Annotated in this window: 16 protein-coding genes and 1 tRNA gene; 2 read left to right on the top strand and 15 right to left on the bottom strand. The window is 61.5% G+C overall.

Features of this window, described 5'->3' with window-relative positions:
• Positions 1–5 precede the first annotated feature (5 nt).
• Positions 6–1,181, bottom strand: coding sequence for a DNA-processing protein DprA (dprA, locus tag N911_RS0100495; RefSeq protein WP_035104167.1), 1,176 nt, complete (start codon positions 1,179–1,181; stop codon positions 6–8).
• A 3-nt stretch (positions 1,182–1,184) separates the two neighbouring features.
• Positions 1,185–2,021 carry a tol-pal system protein YbgF gene (ybgF, locus tag N911_RS16395; RefSeq protein ID WP_035104166.1) on the bottom strand — a complete coding sequence of 279 codons (837 nt, stop codon included), beginning with the start codon at positions 2,019–2,021 and terminating at the stop codon, positions 1,185–1,187.
• Positions 2,022–2,201: 180 nt separating this feature from the next.
• On the opposite strand from ybgF, the gene N911_RS0100485 reads away from it, so the two are divergent.
• Complete coding sequence (locus N911_RS0100485) at positions 2,202–3,149, top strand: hypothetical protein (RefSeq protein WP_029893338.1); 948 nt, start codon at positions 2,202–2,204, stop codon at positions 3,147–3,149.
• A gap of 77 nt (positions 3,150–3,226) precedes the next feature.
• On the opposite strand, the gene N911_RS0100480 is transcribed toward N911_RS0100485, so the two are convergent.
• The 9 genes from N911_RS0100480 to N911_RS0100440 all read right to left on the bottom strand — a co-directional run bounded on the left by N911_RS0100480 (position 3,227) and on the right by N911_RS0100440 (position 14,013).
• Complete coding sequence (locus tag N911_RS0100480) at positions 3,227–6,283, bottom strand: chemotaxis protein CheA (protein ID WP_029893336.1); 3,057 nt, start codon at positions 6,281–6,283, stop codon at positions 3,227–3,229.
• A 57-nt stretch (positions 6,284–6,340) separates the two neighbouring features.
• Positions 6,341–6,709 (bottom strand): response regulator, encoded by a 369-nt coding sequence (locus N911_RS0100475; protein ID WP_029893334.1) that lies wholly within the window; start codon positions 6,707–6,709, stop codon positions 6,341–6,343.
• A gap of 11 nt (positions 6,710–6,720) precedes the next feature.
• On the bottom strand, positions 6,721–7,407 hold the full coding sequence (locus N911_RS0100470; RefSeq protein WP_029893332.1) for a chemotaxis protein CheW: 687 nt from the start codon (positions 7,405–7,407) through the stop codon (positions 6,721–6,723).
• Positions 7,404–8,171 (bottom strand): ParA family protein, encoded by a 768-nt coding sequence (locus N911_RS0100465; protein ID WP_029893330.1) that lies wholly within the window; start codon positions 8,169–8,171, stop codon positions 7,404–7,406. The genes N911_RS0100470 and N911_RS0100465 overlap by 4 nt, the downstream gene beginning before the upstream one ends.
• 1 nt (position 8,172) lies before the next feature.
• Positions 8,173–8,583 (bottom strand): PilZ domain-containing protein, encoded by a 411-nt coding sequence (locus tag N911_RS0100460; protein ID WP_029893327.1) that lies wholly within the window; start codon positions 8,581–8,583, stop codon positions 8,173–8,175.
• Positions 8,583–9,458, bottom strand: coding sequence for a CheR family methyltransferase (locus N911_RS0100455; protein WP_029893325.1), 876 nt, complete (start codon positions 9,456–9,458; stop codon positions 8,583–8,585). The genes N911_RS0100460 and N911_RS0100455 overlap by 1 nt, the downstream gene beginning before the upstream one ends.
• Complete coding sequence (locus N911_RS0100450) at positions 9,459–11,390, bottom strand: HEAT repeat domain-containing protein (protein WP_029893323.1); 1,932 nt, start codon at positions 11,388–11,390, stop codon at positions 9,459–9,461.
• A gap of 132 nt (positions 11,391–11,522) precedes the next feature.
• Entirely contained in the window at positions 11,523–12,818 is a 1,296-nt protein-coding gene (locus tag N911_RS0100445) for an IS5 family transposase (RefSeq protein WP_237559957.1), read from the bottom strand.
• A gap of 130 nt (positions 12,819–12,948) precedes the next feature.
• Positions 12,949–14,013, bottom strand: a complete 1,065-nt coding sequence (locus N911_RS0100440; protein ID WP_029893320.1) for a protein-glutamate methylesterase/protein-glutamine glutaminase — start codon at positions 14,011–14,013, stop codon at positions 12,949–12,951.
• A gap of 315 nt (positions 14,014–14,328) precedes the next feature.
• On the opposite strand from N911_RS0100440, the gene N911_RS0100435 reads away from it, so the two are divergent.
• Positions 14,329–14,406, top strand: a tRNA-Pro gene (locus tag N911_RS0100435).
• Positions 14,407–14,480: 74 nt separating this feature from the next.
• Here N911_RS0100435 and N911_RS0100430 read toward each other — a convergent pair.
• Genes N911_RS0100430 through modA form a run of 4 tightly spaced genes read right to left on the bottom strand, consistent with a single transcriptional unit; the run spans position 14,481 to position 22,955 of the window.
• Positions 14,481–14,918, bottom strand: coding sequence for a hypothetical protein (locus N911_RS0100430; protein WP_029893319.1), 438 nt, complete (start codon positions 14,916–14,918; stop codon positions 14,481–14,483).
• Positions 14,918–16,915, bottom strand: a complete 1,998-nt coding sequence (locus tag N911_RS0100425; protein WP_029893318.1) for a discoidin domain-containing protein — start codon at positions 16,913–16,915, stop codon at positions 14,918–14,920. Before N911_RS0100425 ends, N911_RS0100430 begins: the two co-directional genes overlap by 1 nt.
• The gene (locus N911_RS18380) at positions 16,916–22,144 is read right to left on the bottom strand and encodes an ATP-binding cassette domain-containing protein (RefSeq protein WP_051693760.1); all 5,229 of its coding nucleotides are present in this window, start codon (positions 22,142–22,144) and stop codon (positions 16,916–16,918) included.
• A 58-nt stretch (positions 22,145–22,202) separates the two neighbouring features.
• Entirely contained in the window at positions 22,203–22,955 is a 753-nt protein-coding gene (modA, locus tag N911_RS0100415) for a molybdate ABC transporter substrate-binding protein (RefSeq protein WP_029893316.1), read from the bottom strand.
• Between the last annotated feature and the right edge of the window lie 7 nt (positions 22,956–22,962).

Here is a 22,962-nt window from a genome sequence, read left to right as displayed (position 1 = left end):
ACGGATCAGCCCGCGTGTTCAGCTAAGGTATAATACATGCCGGGCCATTGCCGGACAAGGCCTCGCACCTCCAGAGCCACCAGCAGGGCGCTCACCCGGTGGCCGGGCAACCCGCTGGCCCGGATGACCTCGTCAACGTGCCGCCCCTGGTCGTACTCCAGAAGCGACATCAAAACTCCTTCGTCGCCATCCAGCACCGGAACCGGTTCGGGAGCCGCCTCCCCCGGTTCCCCCGTGGGAGGGGCCGGGGGGGATTCGGACCGTGCCTCGGCTTCTCTCAAGGCGTCGGCGAACTGGTAGCGCAACTCTCGCAGAATGCACTCCGCCCCTGAAACGGGATGCGCTCCATCCGCGATGAGGGCGTTGCATCCCTTGAAAGATGTATCCGTGATACGTCCGGGCAGGGCAAAGACCTCCCGGCCCTGCTCCACACCCAGCCGGGCGGTGATGAGGCTGCCGCTGGACTTGGCCGCCTCCACCACCCACACACCCAGGGAGAGGCCGCTGATGATGCGGTTGCGAACCGGAAAGTGGGAGGCCTTGGGAGGCGAGCCGGGGGGCAACTCGCTGATGATCACCCCCTGCCCGGCCACGGAACGGTAGAGGTCCGCGTTGGCCTGCGGGTAGACGCGGTCCAGGCCGCACCCCAGCACGGCGACGGTCGACCCCACCCCGGCCAGCCCTCCAAGATGGGCTTGGCGGTCAATGCCGTCAGCCAAGCCGGAAACCACAGTAATGCCCGCGCGCGAGACCTCCTCGCCGATGCTCCTGGCCGTGAGCAGGCCGTATCTGGAGCAGGAGCGGGCACCGACAACGGCTAGGCAGGGGCCCTGCAAAAGTTCCAGACGACCGGAATAATAGAGCAGGACCGGTGGGTCGGGAATGCGGCGCAACTGGGCCGGATAGTCCGGCGAGGTCAGGGTGACGGCGTGCAGGCCGTGCTTCCGCGCGGCTTGGTATTCCTCCTCGGCCGGGGCTTTCCATTCGCGTGAACTGAACGCGGCCTCCTGCCTCCCGGTAGCCAGGCCCAGGGCGGCCCAGCGCCGTGCCGAAGCGGCGGCAGAAGCGAGGGAGCCGAAATAATCCGCCAGACGCGACCAGCACCTGGGGCCGAGGCCGCTGGTATGCCGCAGGGCCAGGGCTGCCCTGTACTCGTCGTGGGCCCCTGCGGATTGGGCCATACCCTACTCGGATATCTTCCGCAGCTTCTGGCGCGCCAGGGGGGCGGAGTCGGCCTCCGGGTATTCGTCCACAAGCGCCCGAAGATAGAACTGGGCGTTGTCTTCGTCTTCCAGCTTGTCGTAGGCGTAACCAATTTTGAGCAGGGCGTCGGCCGACTTGTGGTGCTCGGGATACTGACTGATAACTTCCTTGAAAGTCAGGATGGCCTGGGCATATCGCTTTTGCCCGTAGTAGGTTTCTCCGAGCCAGTAGAGGGCGTTGGGCTTAAGGGGACTTTCCTTGTGGCGGCCAAGGAACTCGTTGAGCATTTCCCGACCCGGGTCGTACTTCTCCGCCACCACCAGCTTCACGGCCTCGTCGTACATGGCCTTGGCGTTTGCCGCGGGAGCGGTTTGCCCGGTCTCCGCCTCTTTATCTTCCGCGACAGCGGAGGTTTTGGCCTTTTTCCCGGAAGTCTGTGTCTTTAGGGACTGCTCGGATGCCGCCCGTTCTTCCTTACGCTGTTCCACCGACCCGGGGGTGACACGTCCGCCCATGGCGGCTTGCACAGCTTCCACGCCGCGCAGCCGATCCTCCATGCGGGCCAGTCGTTCCTCCATTTCACGCAGTCGTGTATCCATCTCTTCCCGCATGGCCTCAATGGCCCGCTCCCGCCCGCGCTGGTTCTCCTTGAACTGGAGAAAGCTCTCCTCCAGGTTCTGCATGCGCCATTCTTCACTGGACTCGGGCTGTTCCGGCCCTGATGGCTCGGTCACGGCGTCGCCGTTGCCCTTGGAAGCGCAGCCGGCGCTTAAAGCCAGAAGAAGGGCGAGACAAAGGAATCGGGTGACAACCTGCATGTATCCTCCACAATACGGAATGCGGCCAAAGCGATGCCACAGCAAGGGATAGGCGGAATCAGCCTTTGAATCAAGCCCGCCAACTTGCCTCTCATTCGCTTTTGAGGCATGAGAAGGCCCGTTTCGCCGGACCGTGACGCTTGGCCGTCCAATCCCCCGCGACCCCGCAAGGAGGAGCCCATGCCCTTCACTTCAGGCGATGCCTGGCTGGCCGCCAACGCCATCCCGCTGTCCTTCAACCTGCTTCTCGTCATGAGCGCCCTGGGCATGCCTCTGCTAGCCGCCGTCAACGAGACCAAGGGCCGCGCCAAGGGCGGCGTTCTGGCCAGGAAGTGCGCCCAGCACCTTAGCCGTCTGGGACTGTGGACGGCCCTGTTCACCGTTTTGGTCGCCGGCGGGGCGGTCGTCATGCTCGTCACCCGCACCCAAACGTTGACCGGGGAGATCGCGCCGGTATTCGCTCCTCTGCTCCTTCCCCTTCTGGGCGTCTGGCTGCTCGCCGCCCTGGCTTACGACCTCTCGTGGAAGCGCCTCAAGTCCACCCCAGGGACGCACCTCGGTCTGGGGTGGCTGGCCGCCCTGTGCGGACTGGGCGGGCTCTTCGTCTTCCAGGCCTTCCTTTCCGCCGCCTCGGTTCCTCTGCACGCCGAGCAGGCGGCCGCACCGAGCTTGGCCACCCTGCTGCCCCCTCCCGGCACAGACTTCTTCTGGCCCCTGACCGTGGGGCACCTGCTGCTGGCTCCCGCCTGCGCCTCGGCCCTGGCTCCGGCCTACGTTCTGCTGCGCCGTCCGCGCGACGACTGGGGCAGGGATTACTACGCCCAGAGTCTCCGCCGTCTCGCCGGTCTGAGCCTGTTGTTCATGCCGTGCTATCTGGCGGCTCATGGATGGCTCGTTTGGAAAGCCTGGCAGGCTTTCGGCCAAGCCCTGACCACTCCGGCGCTACTGTGGCCCTGGCTCGCCGGGGCGGCCGCCTGCGTGGCGGCTTGCGTATTGTGGAGAGTCGTTTGCCGAGCTGAAAACCCCCTGCGCCACAAAATCTGGATCTGGTTTGCCTTGCTCCTGCTGTGGGCCGGATTGGCCGCCTTTACTTTCTCGGGATTGCGGCTGCTTTTCCTGGCACTGTAGCCAACACGACGCTGTAATGAAAAAGGCCACGCCCTGTTTAACAGGGCGTGGCCTTTTTCATTCAGAGTCCTTCGAAACTACTTGCCGCGGGCCGAAGCGGTGGCCAAGGCGTACATCTCGTGCGGGTCGAGTATGAGGACCACGCTGCCATCGCCCATGATGGTCGCCCCGGACAGGCCCTTAAGATTGAAATCGCTGAGGTACTGGCCAAGGGGTTTGATGACGATCTCCTGGCGTTCCAGCAGGCGGTCCACAACAACGCCCAGGCGTCGGTCGTTGTCCTGGATGATGACCATGGGCAGCAGGTCGAGATCCTCCTCGTCCTTGACAACGCGCATCCCCATCAACTCACCCAGTTCCACAATTCCCAGGACCTCGCCCCGCAGTTCCAGCGCCTTGCGGTTATTGACGTCCGTGAGCCGCTTGGCCTCGATCTTGGTCGTCTCCGAGACCGCGTCCAGGGGAATAGCGAAGGTGTCGCCAGCGACTTTGACCATGAGGGCATCGATAATGGCCAGGGTCAGCGGCAGGCTGAGAGTGATCTTGGTGCCCTTGCCCACTTCGGAGGTGACGGCCACGTTGCCCTTGAGATTCTTGATGTTGGAGCGGACCACATCCATGCCCACGCCACGGCCGGAGATGTCCGTGACTTCCTCGGCGGAGGAGAATCCCGGGGCGAAAATGAGTTCCTGCGCCTCGCGGTCATCCATTTGGGCGGCCTGCTCTTCCGTGATGACGCCCTTGCCAATAGCCGACTGCTTGATGCCCTCGGGGTCGATGCCCTTGCCGTCGTCCTCCACCTCAATGGCCACGGAGTTGCCCTTGTGGTAGGCGCGCAGCCACACTTTGCCGGTGGCGGGCTTGCCGATCTCCCTGCGCTTTTCCGAGGACTCCAGACCGTGGTCCATGGAATTGCGGATCATGTGCACCAGCGGATCACCGATGACCTCCACCACACTCTTGTCCAACTCCGTGTCCTCGCCCTCCATGATGAGTTCCACCTGCTTGCCGGTCTTGCGCGACATATCGCGAACCAGCCTGGGGAAACGGGAAAAGACAGTACCCACCGGAACCATGCGGACGTTCATGATGGTGTCCTGCAGGTCGTCGGAGATGCGGTTCATTGCATCGGTGGTCTCCAGAAGGTCCTGGGCCACTTCCTGCACGTCCTGTTGACCTTCCTCCAGGGCGCGGCCGAGCATGGCGAATCGGTTGCGGTTGATGATCAACTCGCCGATGAGGTTCATGAGGTGATCGAGCTTTTCGTGGTCGACCCGGATGGTGGAGGACGTCTTGGGCTTGGCCTGCCCCCCGGCCGCCGCCTGACCGGAGTCCGCCTTGGTCGCGGACTTGGCCTTGGGTTGTTCGGCTTTCTTTCCGACCTCTTCCGCCTTCGCCTCTCGCGATTCGGCGGGCTTCGGCTCTTCCTTGGGCGCGGATTCAGCTGGCTCCTCCGCTTTCATTCGTGGCTCGGGTTCGGTCTTTTCAGGTTCGGGCTCAGGAGCTTCCGAAACGGCAACGGCCTCTTCGCCCGGTGTTTCCGTGACTGGCTCCTCCTCGAATGGCTCCCCGTCAGAAGGCTCGGGCGGTTCCTCGCCGAGTCCCGCGGCACGGTCCGCCTCCCCCGGAGTCACGGCCTTGGCTCCGGTCAGTTCCTCGATCTTGCTCCGGAGCGTATCCTCCAGAATGGAGCATTCCTGCTTGAGAATGTCGAGCATGAGGGAGAAGTCCATGTCCGACTTGCGGGCCTGATCGACAAGACCGGCGGTCCGCTCCGCCGTGGTTCGGATGTCGTCGAACCCCATGTAGCCGGACGAACTCTGCACAGTGGTCAGACTGCGGTAGAGGCCGTCTATGAAGTCTTTGTTCGTGTCGTCCTCGGACAGGATTTGCAGCGCAAGATTGAAGTTGTCTATCTGCTGCAACATGGCCTGGACGAAAATCTGCACGTCCTCGGGGTCGAACTCCGCAGCCGCCTCCGTGGGCGGCTCCCCCCGCTCCGCGGCGGCCAGAGCCACGGCTTCGGCGTCGTCTCCCCCTTCATCGTAGGCCTTCCCGGTCTCGCCGTCTCCGTTGCGGGCTTCCACTTCGCCCGTCGAAACGGCATGACGGAGACGCTGGGTGGTGAGGCGAGTGTCAATGGTTGTCACCTCGCCTGAGGAAGAGTCGATGGCCCCCACAAGCTCGTCGATGAGGTCGACGGCGGAGAGCAACAAATCCACCATGGGCTGGGTGGCTTCCACCTCGCCCTTGCGGACCCGGTTGAGAAGCGTTTCCGCCTCGTGGGTCAGGGCGTTCAACTCCTTGTAGCCGATGATGCCGCTGTTTCCCTTGAGGTTATGGAAATACCGGAAGGTATCATTGACGATATCGTTGTCGCCCGAGGGGTTCTGCTCCAGCTTCACCAAACACGAGTTGAGGTTCTCCACGATCTCCCGAGCTTCCTCGAGAAAGTCGGAAAGGTGCCCTTCGCCGATGGTTGTCAGCTTGTACGTCTCTGGCTCGAAGGGGGGCAACTCCCCGATCTCTTCCCTGGCTTGTTCTTCGGCCTCGAAGAGAGCCTGTAGATCCTCCTCTTCCTCCGCCTCGCCAGTATTGACGGCACTTTCATCCCTTGCTTCAGTCTCGGGTTCAAATCTGGCGGGTTCGCTGGGCTCCTCATCGGCGGGCTCAAGACCGCTCGCTTCGTCCCCGCCGCCGGCGCCCCCTTCGCCGGCGGCATCCACGTCGGAAGGGTTGCCGCCCTTGAGCACCACGGCCAGCTTCTGGATGAGGGGTTCCGTGTCCACGTCCCCCTCGTTCCCCTCGGCCTCCAGCGTGTCGATCATGGTGCGCAAGGCGTCCGTGGCCGCCAGAATGACGTCCATGATCTCGGTGTTGACGCTGATGCTGCCGGTACGGAGTTCGTCCAGAACGTTTTCAGCCTTGTGGGCCAGCCCGTTGATCTTGTTCAGACCAAGGAACCCGGAGGCACCCTTGAGGGAGTGCATCGGGCGGAAAATGTCGTTGAGCAGGCCGATGTTGTCCGGCGTTTTTTCGAGCTCAAGCAGCGTCGGCTCAATTGTCTCGAGATGCTCCTTCGCCTCTACGATGAAGTCGGCGAAAATCTCAGGATCCATGAAATCCTGGCTCATGGGTCTCCTCGCGTGGTCATTGGCCCGCCCTGAGGCAAACGCAGTTCACTTCCCCGGTTATCCCAACAGCATCTTGACATTCTTGACCATCTTGTCCGGCTGCGCCGGCTTGACCATGTACAGGTTGGCCCCGAGGTTCAGTCCGGTTTGGATGTCCTTTTCCTGCCCTTCCGTGGACAGCACGATGATGGGTATGTCGCGGTACGCATCCTGTTCCCGCACCGTCTTGATAAAGGTGAACCCGTCCATACGGGGCATGTTCACATCGGAAATAATGAGGTCGTAGGCATCGGAGGAATAAAGTTTCTCAAGACCGTCAAGGCCGTCCTCCGCCGTTGTAACCTTGAAGCCTTCCTTTTTCATGATGAAGGCCACCAGGTTGCGGACCGTCTTGGAGTCGTCGACGATAAGAATATTCTTGGTCATGGCTCGCTCCCTTACTTGGCCAGGACGTGCGTCACAAGCCTGTCCACGGAAATGATATTAATTAGACGCCCGTCTTTCTTCATCAGCCCGGCCAGCAGTTGGGCGCTGATACCCACGCTGGATTCGATTCCCCACTCGATGATGTCCTGGGTTGCCCGGTACATCGTCTTGACCGACGTGACAATGAGGCCGACCTGCATGCCGGAACGCCGGCAGACGATGATGAATTTGTCTTCATCGCCGCCATGGACGCCCATCAAGGAACGCATGGACACAAGGGGCGTGACTCGGCCGCGCAAGTTGACAATGCCTTCCACGAATTCCGGGGCCCGGGGCAGCCGGGTCGGGGCCACGGCCCGGATGACCTCCTGGATGGTCATGATGGGCACGGCGAATTCCTGCTCCCCCACCACGAAGCTGACCAATTGCAGTTCGCTCTCGTTCTTAAGCTGTTCTTCCAAAGAGGGTTCGTCCGGGGAGGGCTCTTCGGGCGGTGCGTCCGCGCCGGCGACGGCAGCGAATCCGGGCAGGCTGTCCTCGCGCCTGGGGTCGAGACGCGGCATGCCCTCCAATTCACTGGCTCCCCCCATCCCCATGTACTTTTCCACGAAGGCCCGCTCCGCGGAACTCAGATCCCCTCCCTTCTCTTCGCCGGGAAGGCGCACGTTCTCCTGGAAATACTCTTCCGGGGTCTTCACGGCTGCATCAACTCCTTGGCCAGCAGACTGTACTCCACGGCTCCACGCGTATTGGGGTCGATGTCGTAGATGACCTTCCCCTTGGCCGAGGCTTCGCGGAACTTTGTGTCCGTGTTGATGATAGTGTTGAACATGTGTCCCTTGAGCTTGCGCCTTATGATGTTCAGAACCCGGCGACAGGCGCCAGCGCGCCGGTCGTACATCGTGGGCAGGACTTTGAATCTGACCCCTTTCGGCATGACGCGGTTGATGGTGCGGATGGTGTCGAAAATCAGCCGCAAGCCGTGCAGCGCAAGAAAATCGGTTTGCACGGGAATGATCAACAGATCGGAAGCAACCAGCGCGTTCACCAGCAACACCCCTACGTGCGGAGGGCAGTCCAATAAAACGTAATCGTACCGCTCATCCAGGTCCTTTAGGGCCTCCTTGAGGATGAGCCCCTTGTTGGGCCGGTCCCGGGTGTCCACCTCCAGCTCGGAGAGACGGATGTGGCCGGGAACGAAATCCAGCCCGGTATCTTCGTGCCGGACGATGATCCGGTCCCAGACTCCTGGATCGTGCTTCTCCTCCAGAAACAAGTCGTAGGCCGTTCCCCTGGAATTTTCAGGGAAGAAGGCCATATGGATGGACGCGTTGGCGTGCGGGTCCAGGTCCATGATCAGAACACGCTGCGAGAGCCGCTGCAGAGCCGACCCGAGCGAAAGAGCGGTGGTGGTCTTGCCCACCCCGCCCTTCTGGTTGCCGATGGCCAGGACCCGCGCCAAGCTACCCCTCTTCCCTTTCGTTCAACATCTTACGCAACAGGTTTTCCAAGGCTTTCCAGTCATCCTGGTCCACGTCGACGAACCGCACCCCGAGCATGTGTTCTCCCGCCCCGGACTGTTCCGCCCACATGACCTCGGCGATGGCCTGCAGGTACTGCCCCTCGTCGCTTTCAAAAACCTTGAGATATCCTGGATGAAACTTGTTCAGGCTCGGGATGAATACCTTCACCAGGATTTTCTCGCCCGCCTCGAAATGCAGCGAGCAGGACATTTTCACCCCGCCGGCGCTGATGTCGCGGCAATGCGCCTCAACTCGTTTCTGCCCGGCCAAGGGAAAACGGAAGGCGGAGACCTCGAGCCGGTAAGGCTTGGGAAGGCGCTCAAAGCGTCTGCGCTCGCTTGACTCGCTCACTATTCCTCCTTGCGGTAGACAATGGCCCCGGGATGGTGGATGGGCTTGAAGGCGCGGGTTATGTTGTGCAACGACTCCGAATGCCCGATGAGCAGATAACCGCCGGGCAGCAGGTTGTCGTAGAAGGAGCCGATCACCCGCTTCTTCACCTCGTCGTCGAAGTAGATGATGACGTTGCGGCAAAACACGATCTGCGATCGTTCAACACGTTTGAGTTGCGCCCTGTCGGAAAGGTTGATCTGCCCAAAATTGACCAGGCGTTTGACCTCCGGCTTGACCTTGTATTTGCCATCCTCCGGAGTGAAGTACTTTGAAACGATCTCCTTGGGAGTAGTGCGCAGAGCGTAATCCGTATAGATTCCGCGTCTCGCGGAAGCCAGAACCGCCTCGGAAAGATCGTTGGCGGTTATCTTGATGTTCCACTGGCTGATTTCCGAGCCCAGCAGTTCATGCAGGATGATGGACAGAGTGTACGGTTCCTCGCCGGTGGAGCAGCCGGCCGACCAGATGCGCAGCGACTTCTGCCGCTGCGCACGCCGCTCCTCCAGAACGTCCTTGAGGACCTTTTCCTGAAAGACCTTCAGTTGCGGCGGGTTGCGGTAAAAGCTGGTCTCGTTGGTGGTCACGGCCTCGAAAAGCTTGTTCAGCTCCTGCTGTTTCCGGGGATCATACTGGAGGTAGTAGTAGTATTCCCCGAAATTTTTCAGGTTGAGATGCTTGATGCGGTTGGCCAGTCTGTTCTCGAGAAGATACTTGCGGTTGTCCGCGATGTAGATGCCCGACTTCTGGTAAATGAAATCCCTGAGCTGGACGAACTCATCGTTGGATATCTTCAGCTCTTTGCCGAGGGTTATGGACTTGGAAAACAACGACATCTAGTCTCTCTCCTCCCGGGACTGGAGTCGGGAGACCGCGTCCTCGGCCGCATCAACGAACTCCTGGTCCTCGCTGCCGGACATCTCCAGCAGTGCCCTGAAAGCCGCCTGGCCGCCCAGAAGGCCGAGGCACTCAATGACTTTCAGCACGACAAGCTTGTTGCCGCTCTCAAGCAGCGGGACCAGATGGGGAACCGCGTCCGTGAAACCAAGGGCCGCGAGCGCTTCCATGGCGCGGATGCGCACCCAGTCGTTATCGTCGGCCAGCGCCTGAAGGAGGTAGGGGGCCACGTCCCGGCTGTCCAGCTTTCCCAGCAACTCAACCACGGCCAGGCGAACATCCTCGTTTTCGTCCACCAGGCGGGAAGTAATGAAGGGAGCGCACTCGGGATCGAAGCCGCACTTTTCGGCCAGGGATTCCACAGCCACCTTGCGGATGTCGGGAACCTCGTCCTCCAGAGCATGCTTGAGCTTGTCCAGGGGGTCGCTGCCTTCGCGCATCCTTCCCAGGGCGTACACGGCCATGAGGCGATGCAGGGGGTCGGAGCTGGAAAAGAGCCCGTCGAAACGAGCGGCCATCTCCTCTCCTCCCATTTCAATGGCCGCGTCCAGGGCGGCTTCCTTGACGTCGTTGTAGGGATGTTCGAGCAGCGAGAATACGGTCTCACCGGCCTCCCGGAGCCTCAGTTTGCCGCCCAGGAACTTGAGGGCCGCCTTAAGAACCGTACCATCCTCGTGCTTATCGAGGACTTCCAGAAAGAATCCGGCGGCCTCTTCTTCACCAACGGCCACGAGAGCCTTGACGATCTCCCGCTGCAAGTCGCGGTCCTTGTACCAGAACACCTCCATGAGAATTGAGCTGACGTCGGTTCCGCCGATGCGTCCCATGGCCTCCACCGCGACCATGGCCTTCTGGGCGGAGGTCTCCTGTTCCAGGCCGCGCTTGAGCGAGGGGTTCAGCCCGATTCTGGACAGGCTCTTCACGATCATGGCCAAACGTTCGTGGTCGGTGTCGACTTCAAGTCCGGCGGCCAGTTCAAGCAGCTTGTCGGTGGCCTCGTCGCCGCCCACGTAACCCAAGCCATTCACGGACGCGTCCTGAATGTCCGCCTCTTCGTCATCCAGGGCGACCAAAAGATATTCGCGGAGCTTGTCGCGGTCTGAATCGGAAAGAAGGGTCAAAGACCTGCCGCCGAGGATCTTGATGAGGGCTTGGACGATCTTGTTGCGCAGGGCGGTGGGGCTGTCATCCAGACGCTTGAGGAGCATGGTGGCCGCCTTCACGTTGCCCATTTCGCCCAGCGCCTCGACGATCATGGAGGCCACCAGGTCGGAAGCCCCGTCCAGGGCGCGCACCAGGGCATCCACGCTGGACTCGGCGCGTATCTTGGTCAGCGCCTCGATAACCGCGAACTGGACCCACTCCTCGTCGTCCAAGGCCTTGTTGAGACAGATCGTGGCCTCTAGCTGGGCCAGGTTGCCCAGGGAAACGGCCGCCTGGTAGCGGACGTTGACCTCGGGATCCTTGAGGAGGCTCTCGCACAGCGGGGCCACCGCGAGTGGGTTGTCGGTTGAGCCCAGGATGTCCGTGCTGAAGATGCGGATGTCGGGGTCTTCGTCATGCAGGATGTCCACCATGGAGGCGAAGTCCTGATTGCCCACCTCGCGCAGGATGTCCATGGCCAAGTTGCGGACCGGAGCCTCGTCCGAGTGCAACAACGGAACCATGTTCCGCACGGTGATGGCCCCGCCTATCTTGCGAAGGGCCTGCTCCGCGGCTTCCTGGACGCCGAGGTTATGGCTCCGAAGGAGTTCGGCCAACACGGGCACCGCGTCCTCGCACACCTCCTCCCCGGCCCGCCATGCGGCCTCGCGGATAAGGTCGGAGTCCTCGCTACGCAATTGCTCAAGCATTTCTGGGCAAGCTGACATCATGCAATCCCAGGCTCAGGTTTCAGCCGATCCGCCTCGCCTGTATGCGGCTTCGCTCCGTTTCGGTCAGCGGAATGCGGCGGTAAATTCAGCATTATTTAGTCGGTCCTGAAAAAGGCCTTTCAGATTGAATCAGGCGTACTTTAGTCTGCCCCGACTCCAGGTTCCGAAGCAGAGCCAAGGGGCGAAAAGAGACAAAAAGTGCTTCAGTCCCCGCATCCACTTCTTGAAGTTGAACGCGGCTGCGGCCATCAGCAGGTTGATCGCATCACCGAGGGCCCCTTTCAGGAAGTTTTTGGCCATGCGGAAGTCGTGTTTGAGATGTCCGATCACCGGCTCGATGCCAGCGCGTCTGCGAAAACGTTGCCTGGCCTTTCGTCTCTGGTAGGGCGTGTCGCTTTTCTTCGGCCGGCCCGGAATCAGAATGCTCGTGTCACCGACTTTTTTGCGCCCCCTGTAACCCCGGTCACAGATGGCCGCCTCGGGGCAGGATTCCGTGATTTGCGAAACTTGCTCCAGAACATCCGGCAGGGTGTGACCGTCGAAAACGTTCTCCTTGAAGGACATGGCTCCTACGATCACACCGGTGGTCTTGGTCCAGGCGATGGAGGCCTTGCGTCCGAACTCGTACTTTTTGTGCTCTTTGCCCTTGCCGATGCAAAGCACGTCCGGTTCGTGCAGGCTGTAGGTCTTGTTCTTGTCGGTACGTTTCTGGTCATGGACCCGGCGGAAGAGCTGCATAGCTTCCCTGTGCCTGGCCAACGAATCCTTGGGCAGTTTGCGCTCAAGTTCGCGGATCAGGACGCCAGCCATGGTCCGAATGCGTTTGATGATCTTGCGACTCTTGAATCGCTGGCGCAGGAGGCCTGGCAATTCACGGCGGAAACTGCGGCGCAAGCTGATTCCTTCGAACTCGGCGATGGCCCTGCATCGCTTGATGACCTTGGTCAGAAGCTTCACGTCAGTGGGGAAGGTGATGTTCTTCTCCTGGACCGTGGTGTCCACGGCGATCTCCCGCTCCATGGCGTCGTCGCCGTGCAGACCCACCGAGACCTCGAAGATCAAACGCGCCCCACCCTCGCCGATGCGTTTGCGGAAATAAACCAAGTCCGTGGGGTCACAAGGAAGCCTCCACCGGAAATGCGTCTCACCGCAGAAGGCCTGATAGTAGGGGTTCCGGACCCAAGCCTCAATGACACGCTCGTCGCTCAGATTTTCAAGCTGCTTGAGGATCATGAGCCCGACCATGAGTCTTATGGGCTTTGCTGGACGACCATACTCACTATAGAGGCTAGAAAACTCCTGCTCGAACCTTTCCCAGGGGATGTTCGCTGCAAGCTTGAGCAGCGGGTCCTTGGGATTGAGCTGATCGATGAGGTCCTCGTAGAGGAAATTGCCCTGATCGCTTTTGGCTGGCTTGGCCTTCATCATCACTCCCGAACCGGTGACGGCGCGACCGGTTTCTTGCAGAATCACTACAGTTCCTGGTCGAGAATGATACATTGAATGCTACACTTTGTTAATTTTTTTCAGTGGCATGGATGTTTTTCAGGGCCGACTATTTATACAACCAGCCCAGAATTCCCTGGGCCATGTCGTCAATGTCCAAAATTTCGTCAGCCAACCCCGCGTCCACGACCGCCTTGGGCATGCCATAGACAACGCAGGAAGCATCGCTCTGCGCCAGGGCCTTGCCCCCGCGCGACTTAAGCACCTTGACCCCTTCCATGCCGTCGCTGCCCATGCCCGTCAGCACGACGCCCAGCCCGCGTCGGCCCAATTGCTGGCCCACCGAGGAAATGAGTTCGTTGGCGGAGGGCTTGTACAAGGCGTCGGCCGGTTCCTCGGAGACTTCCAGGTCGATGCGGTTTCCCTTCTGCGCCACCCGGAGATGCTTCCCTCCCGGGGCCACGTAGGCAGTGCCAGTCTTCAGACGCTCACCGTTTTCGGCCTGCTTCACGTTGAGGCGGCAGACCGAATCCAGCCGCTTGGCGAAGGGGCCGGTAAAGGCGGCTGGCATGTGCTGCGCGATGACAATGGAGCCGGGAAAATCCCCCGGCAGGGCGGAGAGCACTTTCTGCACCGCTGGCGGACCGCCGGTGGAAACGCCTATGGCCACCACGTCCCGCCGCAGGGTGCCGGACGGCTTTTCGGCGGTCTTGGGGGCGGCGGCCGGAGCGGATCGGGCGGCGGGCGCCTGGCGGGCTGTCTGCCGGGGCGCGCGGAACTTCCGCTTGGCCACGGTCTTGACCTTGGCCAACAGATTTTCCTCGATCTTGACGATATCCAGAGAGACCTTGGAAAGTTGCTTGGGGATGAAGTCCACCGCCCCGAGTTCCATGGCCTTCAAGGTGGACTCGGCCCCTTCCGTGGTCAGGGAACTGACCATCAGTACCGGCCTGGGCATCTCCATCATGATGTGCCGCAGGGCGGTAAGGCCGTCCATGACGGGCATCTCAATGTCCAGGGTGACAACGTCGGGCTGGTGCTTGCGGATCTTGTCCAGCCCTTCCTGCCCATTGCGGGCCGTGTCAACAACGGTGATCTCGGGGTCCTTTTCCAACATGGATGCGATAGCCTTGCGCATGAAGGCTGAGTCATCCACAACAACTACGGATATCACGCATGTCTCCTTGATTTGGGCGCCGAGGGCGATAATCGCGCCCGTTCGTGAGGACCCGAAGCCGGTCCAAGATCCCGAGACTCCCCCCTGTCGTCCCGCTCCGCGCAAACGGTCCGGCGACTCGCCGCCATCTCTTGTTTCACGGTCCGACTCCTTATACAGCAAGGCAACCGGCCCTTCAAGAATTCCGGCCGCCATGGAGGCTCTTCGTCGGCAGAATGCCCGCTTGCGCTGCGACGGGCAATGATATTCCACTCTCCCGCGCCACCCCCTTGCCAAGCACGGGCAAATGCATTAAAGATTCCCTCCTTCGCACGGGATGTGGCTCAGTCTGGCTAGAGCGCTGCGTTCGGGACGCAGAAGCCGCAGGTTCAAATCCTGCCATCCCGACCAATAAAATCAACGGCTTGAGGCGGTATGCCCCAAGCCGTTTTCTTTTTGGATATACTGGTGGATATACTGGCTGACTATGCCATCACCGGCTGCATCAACTCGTCCACCCGCGCCGAATCCGCCAGCACCCCGTGCGCCACCAGCGCGTCGAGCAGAGCTTTCGTCTTCTGACCAGCGGCGGTGTTGGTGTCGAGGTTGACGATTCTCACCGTCCAGATGGTCGCCAGGATGCGGCTCACGTCTTTCGCTCTCTCGGTGGGGTCGCCGTTGGAATCCTCCTCCACGGCGTACTTCCGAGCCAACACGACTTCCGTGCGGGAGAAGCGTTCCTGAAAGTCACTAGGGTCAATCTCGTACACCGGCTCCGTCTCAGGCACCGCCCAGGTTCCATCTGGCTGCGCCACGTACTCCGGGCCGGGGCGGGGGCCGTCCATCTCCACCGCGCCGGGAGGCCGGGTGAGCGCATACTGCTCCAGGGACTCACCGGGAACTGCATAAATTCGCTTTGCCATCAGAACGCCCTCCATACTTTGATGCGGCACGGGGCCGAGGATTCGTTGCCCGCATTCAGGAACGGGTTGCCGTCGTTCTTGGAACCGCTGTTCAGCGATGAGTTACCGGTTTGCACGACGATGTCGCCCGCGTAGGGCTGACCCAACACGCCGAACCCGCCGCTGTTGTAGACGAACCCGCCGTGGCCCCACTCGTCGCCCTCGGGCTTGATTTGCGCCACCGCGTGAATGGGCATGCCGTGGCCGAAGGGGTTCTCTTCCTCGTGACGCTGATTAGTGCCAATGTTCGCCCCGCCGTTGACCGCGCGCACGGCGAAGGTTCCCGGCGCGTAGCTGTACGTCCCGGTGATGTTGCCTGAAACATCTACGTCGCAGTAGCCAACGTAGATGCGGGGCACCACCACGTCTGCGGAATCCCGCATCTCCATGCGGACGAGGTCGAAGAAGTCTTCCGAGCCAAGCAGCTGCATTTCGGGAACCTGTATGTAATCGCCACTCCCGTTTTCTGTGTAGACGTACAGGCGGTAGTATTTGTACCGCGCAGGACTGGATAGATTGAACTGCTTTTCCCCACCCGACTCCCACACGACGCTAGTTTGTGAGTCTAGAGTAGTCCAGTTAGCCCCGTCGTCAGACCCTTCAAAATCGAAACCATGAGGAAGTCTAGAGAGGTTACCCCCATCATCTTTCGAACGTATGGTGTATCCATTGATTGTTGTGGCTCCGGGGAACGCAACTTGGAGCCACTCATTTTTAGTAGTGCTGGCGTTCCAGTATGTTGCGCCCTCATCGTTTCCACCAATACTATCAAACGCGCCGTGGGGCGGTGTGAGCGGTGTGCGCGATGATGACGCCGTGACGGTCACTCCGGCCTGGCTGTTGGCGGACATCACTGGCACTTGATCCGTGTTTACTCGTGCGGTACCGTAAATAGGCGCGGTCAACGTCACGCCAGCCGTCCCATCACCGTTGATGAACACATAGTTCCGCGTGTCGTTCGTCAAGGCACTCGCCGGTACGGTCAGCGGTGCGGTCAGCCGCAGGTATCCGTCCAGGGGGCCGTCCTGGCCGAACCCCTCGGCGAAGGACAGGGCCAGGGGAGCGGAGGCCGACGCCTGGATTTCCAGGTCGCCCGCGTTGTCGGACAGGAAGTCGGGCAGGCCGTTCGCGTCCACTGGGCAGGTGAGAATCGCCTGGCGCGGGGTACTCTTCGGATGGACGTGCGACGAGGCGGCGACATCCTGCGCTTTCTGCGCCCAATGCCTGGACGAGTACGCCCCCGGCTCGACCTCCACGTCCTCGTTCTGCTCCGCCCAATCCTGCGCCTTGTCGCGGGCGGTCTCGGCGGCGGTCTGCGCCGCGGCGGACTTTGCGGCGTGGTGGAGGGCGGAGTACGCCCCCGTCTCGACTTCGGTGTCCTCGGGGTGCTCCGCCCAAGATTGCGCTTGGGATTCGTGCCCTTGGGCGTTGGTCTCCGCCGCCTGCGCCCCGCTCTCGGCAGTCTGCGCGTTTGTGGCCGCCGTCTCCGCCTTGCTTCGCTCGGCCTGGATGTTTTCAAGGAAGGCGTCGGCGTCGGTGTCGAGGGGGGTGGCGGTCTCCGGCCAAGTCACGGTACGGGCGAAGCGCTCATCCAGTTCGAGGAGCCCCATGGTAAGCTGGGTCAGGGCGTTCTCGACCAATTCCACGTTGAGGCGACCATAGTTCTTGAGGTCGAGTAGTTGCGTACGCGGCACTTGGCGCAGCATGACCAGTTTCTCGCCGGACGCCAAGGTAGAGAAAGAGGACTCCGCCAGAGGGAACGTCACGCTGGCTTTGTTGCTGGACTGCAAGGTAACGGAGTAGTCCGTGTCTTGAGCCAACAGCGTTCCGACGCCGTCGCTGGCGACGTGATAGACGCGCAGGTGCTTGACATCCAGCAAGGGGAAAGTGCTGGAAAACGTGGTGGCCGAGTCATTGCCCAGGGCCTCGGTGCGGTATGCAGTGACTTCGAGCAGCATTTACTCCTCCGGAGCGTTGATAAAGAACCGTATGGGGTTCCGTGTCTCATCGTTCATCCAGTTTTCCAGTCCCTTTTGGAACCGGAAGATAGGCTTGTAGGGCACGCCGACCATGAACCCCACGCTCTCGGCTGCGTGTCGAAGCCAGCGCAGGTATTGCCCGTCGTCTGCCGCCTCATCCGACAACCAGCCAGCGGTGATATTCTTTGTGGTCGCCCCCAGTCCAACGAGGGCATCAAAGCCCTGCAGGGCCGGAGTGTCTGAAATGTCGCTCCCGTACTCAACCACGCCGCGCACGTTGCGCACGATGGGGAGGCCGGAGACCCACCAGTAGGGGAACTCCTTGAGGAGTCGCTCGGGCTCATCAGCCCAAGGAACCTCGCCGGCCAGGACCGCTCCCAAGAGAGCCGATTCGACCATGGGAGGCAGGAACCACTCGAAAAAGACGTGACGGGCAAACTCCTCGTTGCTCATTTTGCCTTCTCGCCAGCCCCGAATGTGGTGCCCCTGGCGGTTCAAGTAGTTCTGGGTAAACGTGAAGAACATGACCAGCAGTCGCTTGAGGCCACGGCTCCGTTGAAAATGAGACAGAGAGAACGGGTCCGCGCTGGCCTGGGACTGTCTGATCACGTCGTCAGCGTACCGGCTGGCGTCGTGGTCCATGCCCTCCAGGTCCTGCCGTCCCGCCTCCTTGTACTCCGCCATGGCCTGCTCGTAGGCGGCATGATAGGTGACGTGGGCCACGGCCATGTCCATGACCTGGATCCCCTTGAGGGAGAACTCCCGGACGTCCTGCAGGTTGATCCGGCGCCCGAAGACTTCGATGTGCCCCGCAGTCGGGTCCAGCTTGTGGAAGACGCCCTGGATTTCTCGGTCGAAGTTGTTGGCCCGGTTGCGCAGGTAGGTCGATTTCTCCAGCCCCCAATCCAGGGCCTTGCCGCGGTGCCGCATGATACTCATGGCGGCCTTCGCCGTCCTGGCCGCGCCCAGCTCCTTCATGGTGTGCGCCAAGCCGGAGACCTGTATCAGCCAGTACTTGGGATTGAAGCCCAGGACCACCACGGACGCACGATTGCGCATCTTCTCCATGAGGTCCTCGAAGGCGTCGCCCCGCTCCCGCTCCGGCCGGGCGATGTAGCGCAGCCAGGGGGTCAGCAGGTTGTACGCCTCGTCTCCAAAATGTCGGGTGAAGGCCTGAGCGAAGGTGTCTTCGCTGATCAGCTTGTAAGCGTCCCGCACGGCCACGGCGTGCGTGGAGTAGTGGATCGCGTCGCTCATGTGTCGTGGTATGACCGTGATGGAAAGGCGCGGGGGAAGGGTTCCGCCTTGGCGCTCCTTGGTCATGCCGGACTTTGGGTTCGGCTTTTGGTAGAGTGCCTCACGGCTGTTCATAAGGTCTTCCGCCTCTTGGAACTGCCTGGCTTTCCGCGAATAGGCCCGGTCAAAAATGAGCGGGAAGTATCCGCCACGCACTAGGCGCCCGGAGGGCGTGTAGAACGGCTCGGGGTCCACCTTGGTCAGCTTGGTCCCATTAATCTGGTAGTGGGTTTCGTCGATCATCGGGAAGAGCTCATCCACGAGTTGCCAGATCTGTTCCACCGCATCCCACTCCGCCTCAGTCAGGTGGGAGACAATGCGAGAAAGGTCGGATTCGCTCATTTCCCGGAACTTGCCCGTGGCCTTGTCAATATGGCCGTAACCCTTCTTGACCGCGTTGCGGTTGCCCTCGTTGCCCAGGTTCAGGGCCAGCATGAAAATCTTCTGCTTGGTCCACAGTCCGTCCCAGTGTTTCCGGACGTCCTCGGGCAGGGCTACTCCGTCGATGGTGAACCCCTTGTCTTTCCCCCAGTCCTTGACCACCGGCTGGAGAATCTCGTCCATGCGGCGGCCAAAGTCCTCCCATATCTCAAACTCTCGCGCCCGGGCGTCGGTTAGGGGCTTGACCATGTGCCGGTAGAGGGGGCCGCTTAAGGCTTGCGATCCCTTGCGGAACCCGTCGGCCGCCTTGAGCCAGTATTCCATCAGGCCCAGTTCGGCCAGCATCTCGCGGGAGAACTTGCGGGTTTTGCCGAAAATGCTCCGGGATTCCTTTTCCGTGATGACGTGTTTCTCGCCCAAGTCGGCCATGTTGTCGGCCGACTCTTGTGCCACGGCCTGAACTGCCGCCTGCTCCTGGGCGGAAATGAGGCGGCTTTCAATCCGGCCACGGTGGGCCAGCCATCGGACAGCCTTGTAAAGGTCTCGGGTTTGATCCAGGGTCAGATCCCGATAGTCCCACCGGCCACGCTTAGAGGCCTCGACGATCCAGTCCGCCACGCCTGATTCGGGCGGCTGGGCTCCACCCTCCAGGAGGTCGGGGTCATAAAGGAAGTCCATCTTGCCCCGGAGGAAGTCCACCAGTTTGGGCATCTCTTCCGGGCGGCGCGGAGTCAGGGTCTTGGTCCCCATGCCGAAGCGCTCTACCAGGGACAGTACCTGCTCCTGCCATTCCCAGGGGACGGACTTGGACTTCGCCTCCTTTCGCACGCCGCGAATGATCTTCAGAAGCTCCTGCTTGGCCTTGTATCGCTCCCGCAGTTCTGCCAGGGCGCGACGTTGACGGTCCTTTGCCGCGGCCGCCGCCTCCTTCTTGCCCTCCGAATACGCCCGCCGAGCGGCCCGGGCTTCGCGCCGTACCACGGACTTGAGGAGGTCCATCTCGCTCATGGCGATGTACTCGGACTTCATCTGGCCGGTGCGCTGCCGGACTAGCTTCTTGATGGCAGACGACTTGACCGGCCTGCCCTTCGTGGCCCCGGCCAGGACCTGGGCTTCTTTCTCCAGCAAGTCCTCGTAGCGGTCGGAGAGGATTTCCACTTCGGGATTGAAGGTCCGTCGCCATTCGGCCTCTAACTCCTCCATGCGGTCGGCGATGATCTGGCGCTTGGTGGGGGTGCGAGAGATGTAGTCCACCATTTCGGCAACGCTATCGAAGCCAGCTTGTTCGGCCACCCTCCACGCCTCGGCGCCCCCTTCGCGGATGATGCGCTTGCTCGGGCGTAGCTTGTTGATCTTCTTGATGACGCGGCCGTCCACCACAAGCTCGACGCCCAGGTCCTGGGCGTCGATGCCGCCGGCGTCCAGGATGGAATCAATGACCTGGTGGGCGGGGTGCCCATCGGCCTCTTGCTTGGCCTGGCGTCTCCACTCTTTGCGCTTTTCGGCGAGCTCGTCCTCGACGCGGCGCTCTATGGCCTCGTCTGCCACGGCCTCGGCAGCCTGGGCCGCCTGGATGTACTCATCGGCCGCCTCGTCCCGTTCAAGCATGGGGGCGAACTCCATGCCCTCTTTGGCGGCCTGGATCTCTTCCTCGGTGGCCAGCATCCGGTCGAATACTTCACGGATTTCGGGCGTCAGTTTCACGTCCAGGTGCATGATGGTCCGGTAGATCTGGACCAGCCATTTGCGCATCATGCGGAACGCGCCGCGCAGCCCTTCGGACGGCGGCCTGCCCTCCCGGAGGTAGGCCTCGCCAGCGCGGGCCCAGGCTTCCTCTTGCTCGGTAGTCCACGCCTCGCCGGGGGTGGCACCCACGAACTCGTTGGCTTTGGTCCAGGCGTCCCGAACCCACTCCGGCGCGGAGTCATGGCTGGCCATGTCCTCCAGGATGCGCCGGTATACGTGCATGATCTCATGCGGCGGGGTGGAGGCGTTCCAGGTCTCGAAGAAGTTGATTATGGCCTGCCCGTTTTCACCGAAGATGGTGGCACCAGAGGGGAAGCCCTTCTCTTTAGCTTGGGTCAAGGCGATGTTGACACCGTCGTCGGGGGGTACTATTTCTCCTTGGTAAAGAGGACCTGTCGGATGAGCCGTTGCCTTCCCATCTTGGGAACCGCGCGGAGGGATGCCCGGCAGGTCCTTTTTCTTTACGGGGATGAGATCATAGGTCATTTGACCGTTTTTGTCCTCGGACACCGTGAACTGAATGTCCCAGGCCTCCCCACCCAGAGAGACGCGGTTGCCCAAGTAGTGAAAACGCACCCCCTTGTCCTTGGTGGAGGGAGCGCTGGCCAAGGGCTTCGCTGTCCGCACGATCCAAGGCAACGCGGGAACCACGCGCAACTTGACCGGGTCCGCACTCATAAAGCGGAACTTTTTCCACCCACCTCTGGCCCGAAAGACAATTTCTCCCAGGTCGGGGTGGTTGACGGTCATGCCGGCCAGTTTTCCCATGTAATGCTTGCCAGCCTCCTCGCGTAAGACGGCCACGTCCTCGTTGGCAGGCAATGCCATCTCGTCCAAGCGGATGGTGGCGGGAGATTGGAAGAGAACGTCCCCGCTCTCCAGATCCATCTCCAGGCGTTCGGCGTCCTCGCGCATTTCACGCTTGGTTCTGCTCTCCTGGAGGTATTGGATCAAGTCTCCGCCAGACTGTATGCCGTGGCGGCCGACGTTTTCGTAGACCTGGCCGATATACTGGGCCAGAACGTCCGGCCCCAGGCCATCCTTGCGGAACAGAGCCGGCCCGTGTTTGCGGAGGATGTCCTGGTAGGTGTCGCGGCCGTAGTCCTTGATGACTTCGGACGCGCTCATCTTGTTGGCCCGCACCTCGGCCACGACATCGTGGTAGCGCTCCCATTCCGCCTGAATCCGCATCCCCTCGGCCTGGCGCTGCTCCTCCTCGGAGAACCGCCCTTCGGCCGCCTCTCCCGACTGCGCCACTTCCTGCACAGCGGAACTCATTTCGCGGGCCACAGTCTCCAGGTCGAGCCGCAGACTCTCCTCGACCGCCTGCGTGCCAGCCTCGCCAAGCATGTTCCGCATGGCGCCAGCCACAGTAGTCGGGTCTAGGCCCACCTCAACGATGCCCCGAACCTGCTGCCAGGTGCTTTCCGGGTCGAGATTCACGGCCTCGGCCGCAGAGCGTACAGCCGCCTCCACGCGCACGGCCGACTCCCTGTCCAGACGCCCCAGTAAAGGCTTGACCCCGAAGCCGACATTTTCCCGCACGCTGCGGTGGGGAAAGAGGGCGTAATCCTGGAAAACGTAGCCAACCTCCCGCTTGCGTGCAGGGAGATTCACCCCGGCCGAGGAATCGAACAGGACCGCTCCGTTCACCCATATACTGCCCTCGTCCGGAGTCAGCAATCCGGCGATGGCCTGCAGGGTGAGGGTCTTGCCCGAACCTGACGGACCGAACAGCACCAGGGCGTGGTCCTCAACGGTGAAGCGGGAGCGGAGATGGAACATCCCACCACCACTCCGCATTTGTTTGCTGATGTCCAATTGGAACCGCACCACAAACTCCCTAGGGCCGCTTGAAGCCACGCGCCTCGAGCAACTCCGTGCCTCGCTCGCTGGTGACGAAATCAACGAATCGTTCGGCGGCTGGCTTTGTTGTGCCGAAAAGCACGGCAATGGGATATGTTACAGGGTTTTCCAAGGGAATTTCCGCCAGGATGTGCACGGAGTCGCCCGCATTCACCGCGTCAGTGCGATAGACGAAGCCGCAGTCCACCTCCCCCCTTGCCAGGTAGTCCAGCACCTGCCGCACGGACTCGCCGAAGATATATTTACCCCGCAGGGTTTCGTACAGACCGGCGGCGGTCAGGGCGCTCTTGGCGTACTGGCCCGCTGGAACTGTCTGCGGTGTGCCGATGCCGATCATGGCCACCCGATTATCCGTCAGGTCCTCCATGCCCGCCACTCCGGCGGGATTTCCAGCGGGGACGGCCAGAACCAGAGCGTTGCGGGCGAAAATCCGGACAGCGGCTGTATCGGCGAAGCCGTTCGCAACGGCCCTGTCCATCCATCTGGGATTGGCTGAGGCGTACACGTCCGCTGGTGCGCCCTGCTCGATCTGGTGGTACAACGAGCCCGAGGAAGCGAAATTCATGATGACGTCCACGTCGGGGTTGGCTTCCTCGAACGCCGGTTCGATGTCTGAAAAGGCGTCAGTAAGGCTGGCCGCCGCGGAGACGATGAGCTCCCCTGCGCTGGAAAGCGCGGGAAACACCAGGAGAAGAGAGAGCGCGATCAGACTCGGTACGACACGGGGCATGGTTCCT

The sequence above is a fragment of the Desulfohalovibrio reitneri genome (assembly GCF_000711295.1).
GTDB lineage: Bacteria > Desulfobacterota > Desulfovibrionia > Desulfovibrionales > Desulfovibrionaceae > Desulfohalovibrio > Desulfohalovibrio reitneri.
Note: the sequence above shows the minus strand (reverse complement) of the source record. Positions and strands in the feature narration are given on the sequence as shown.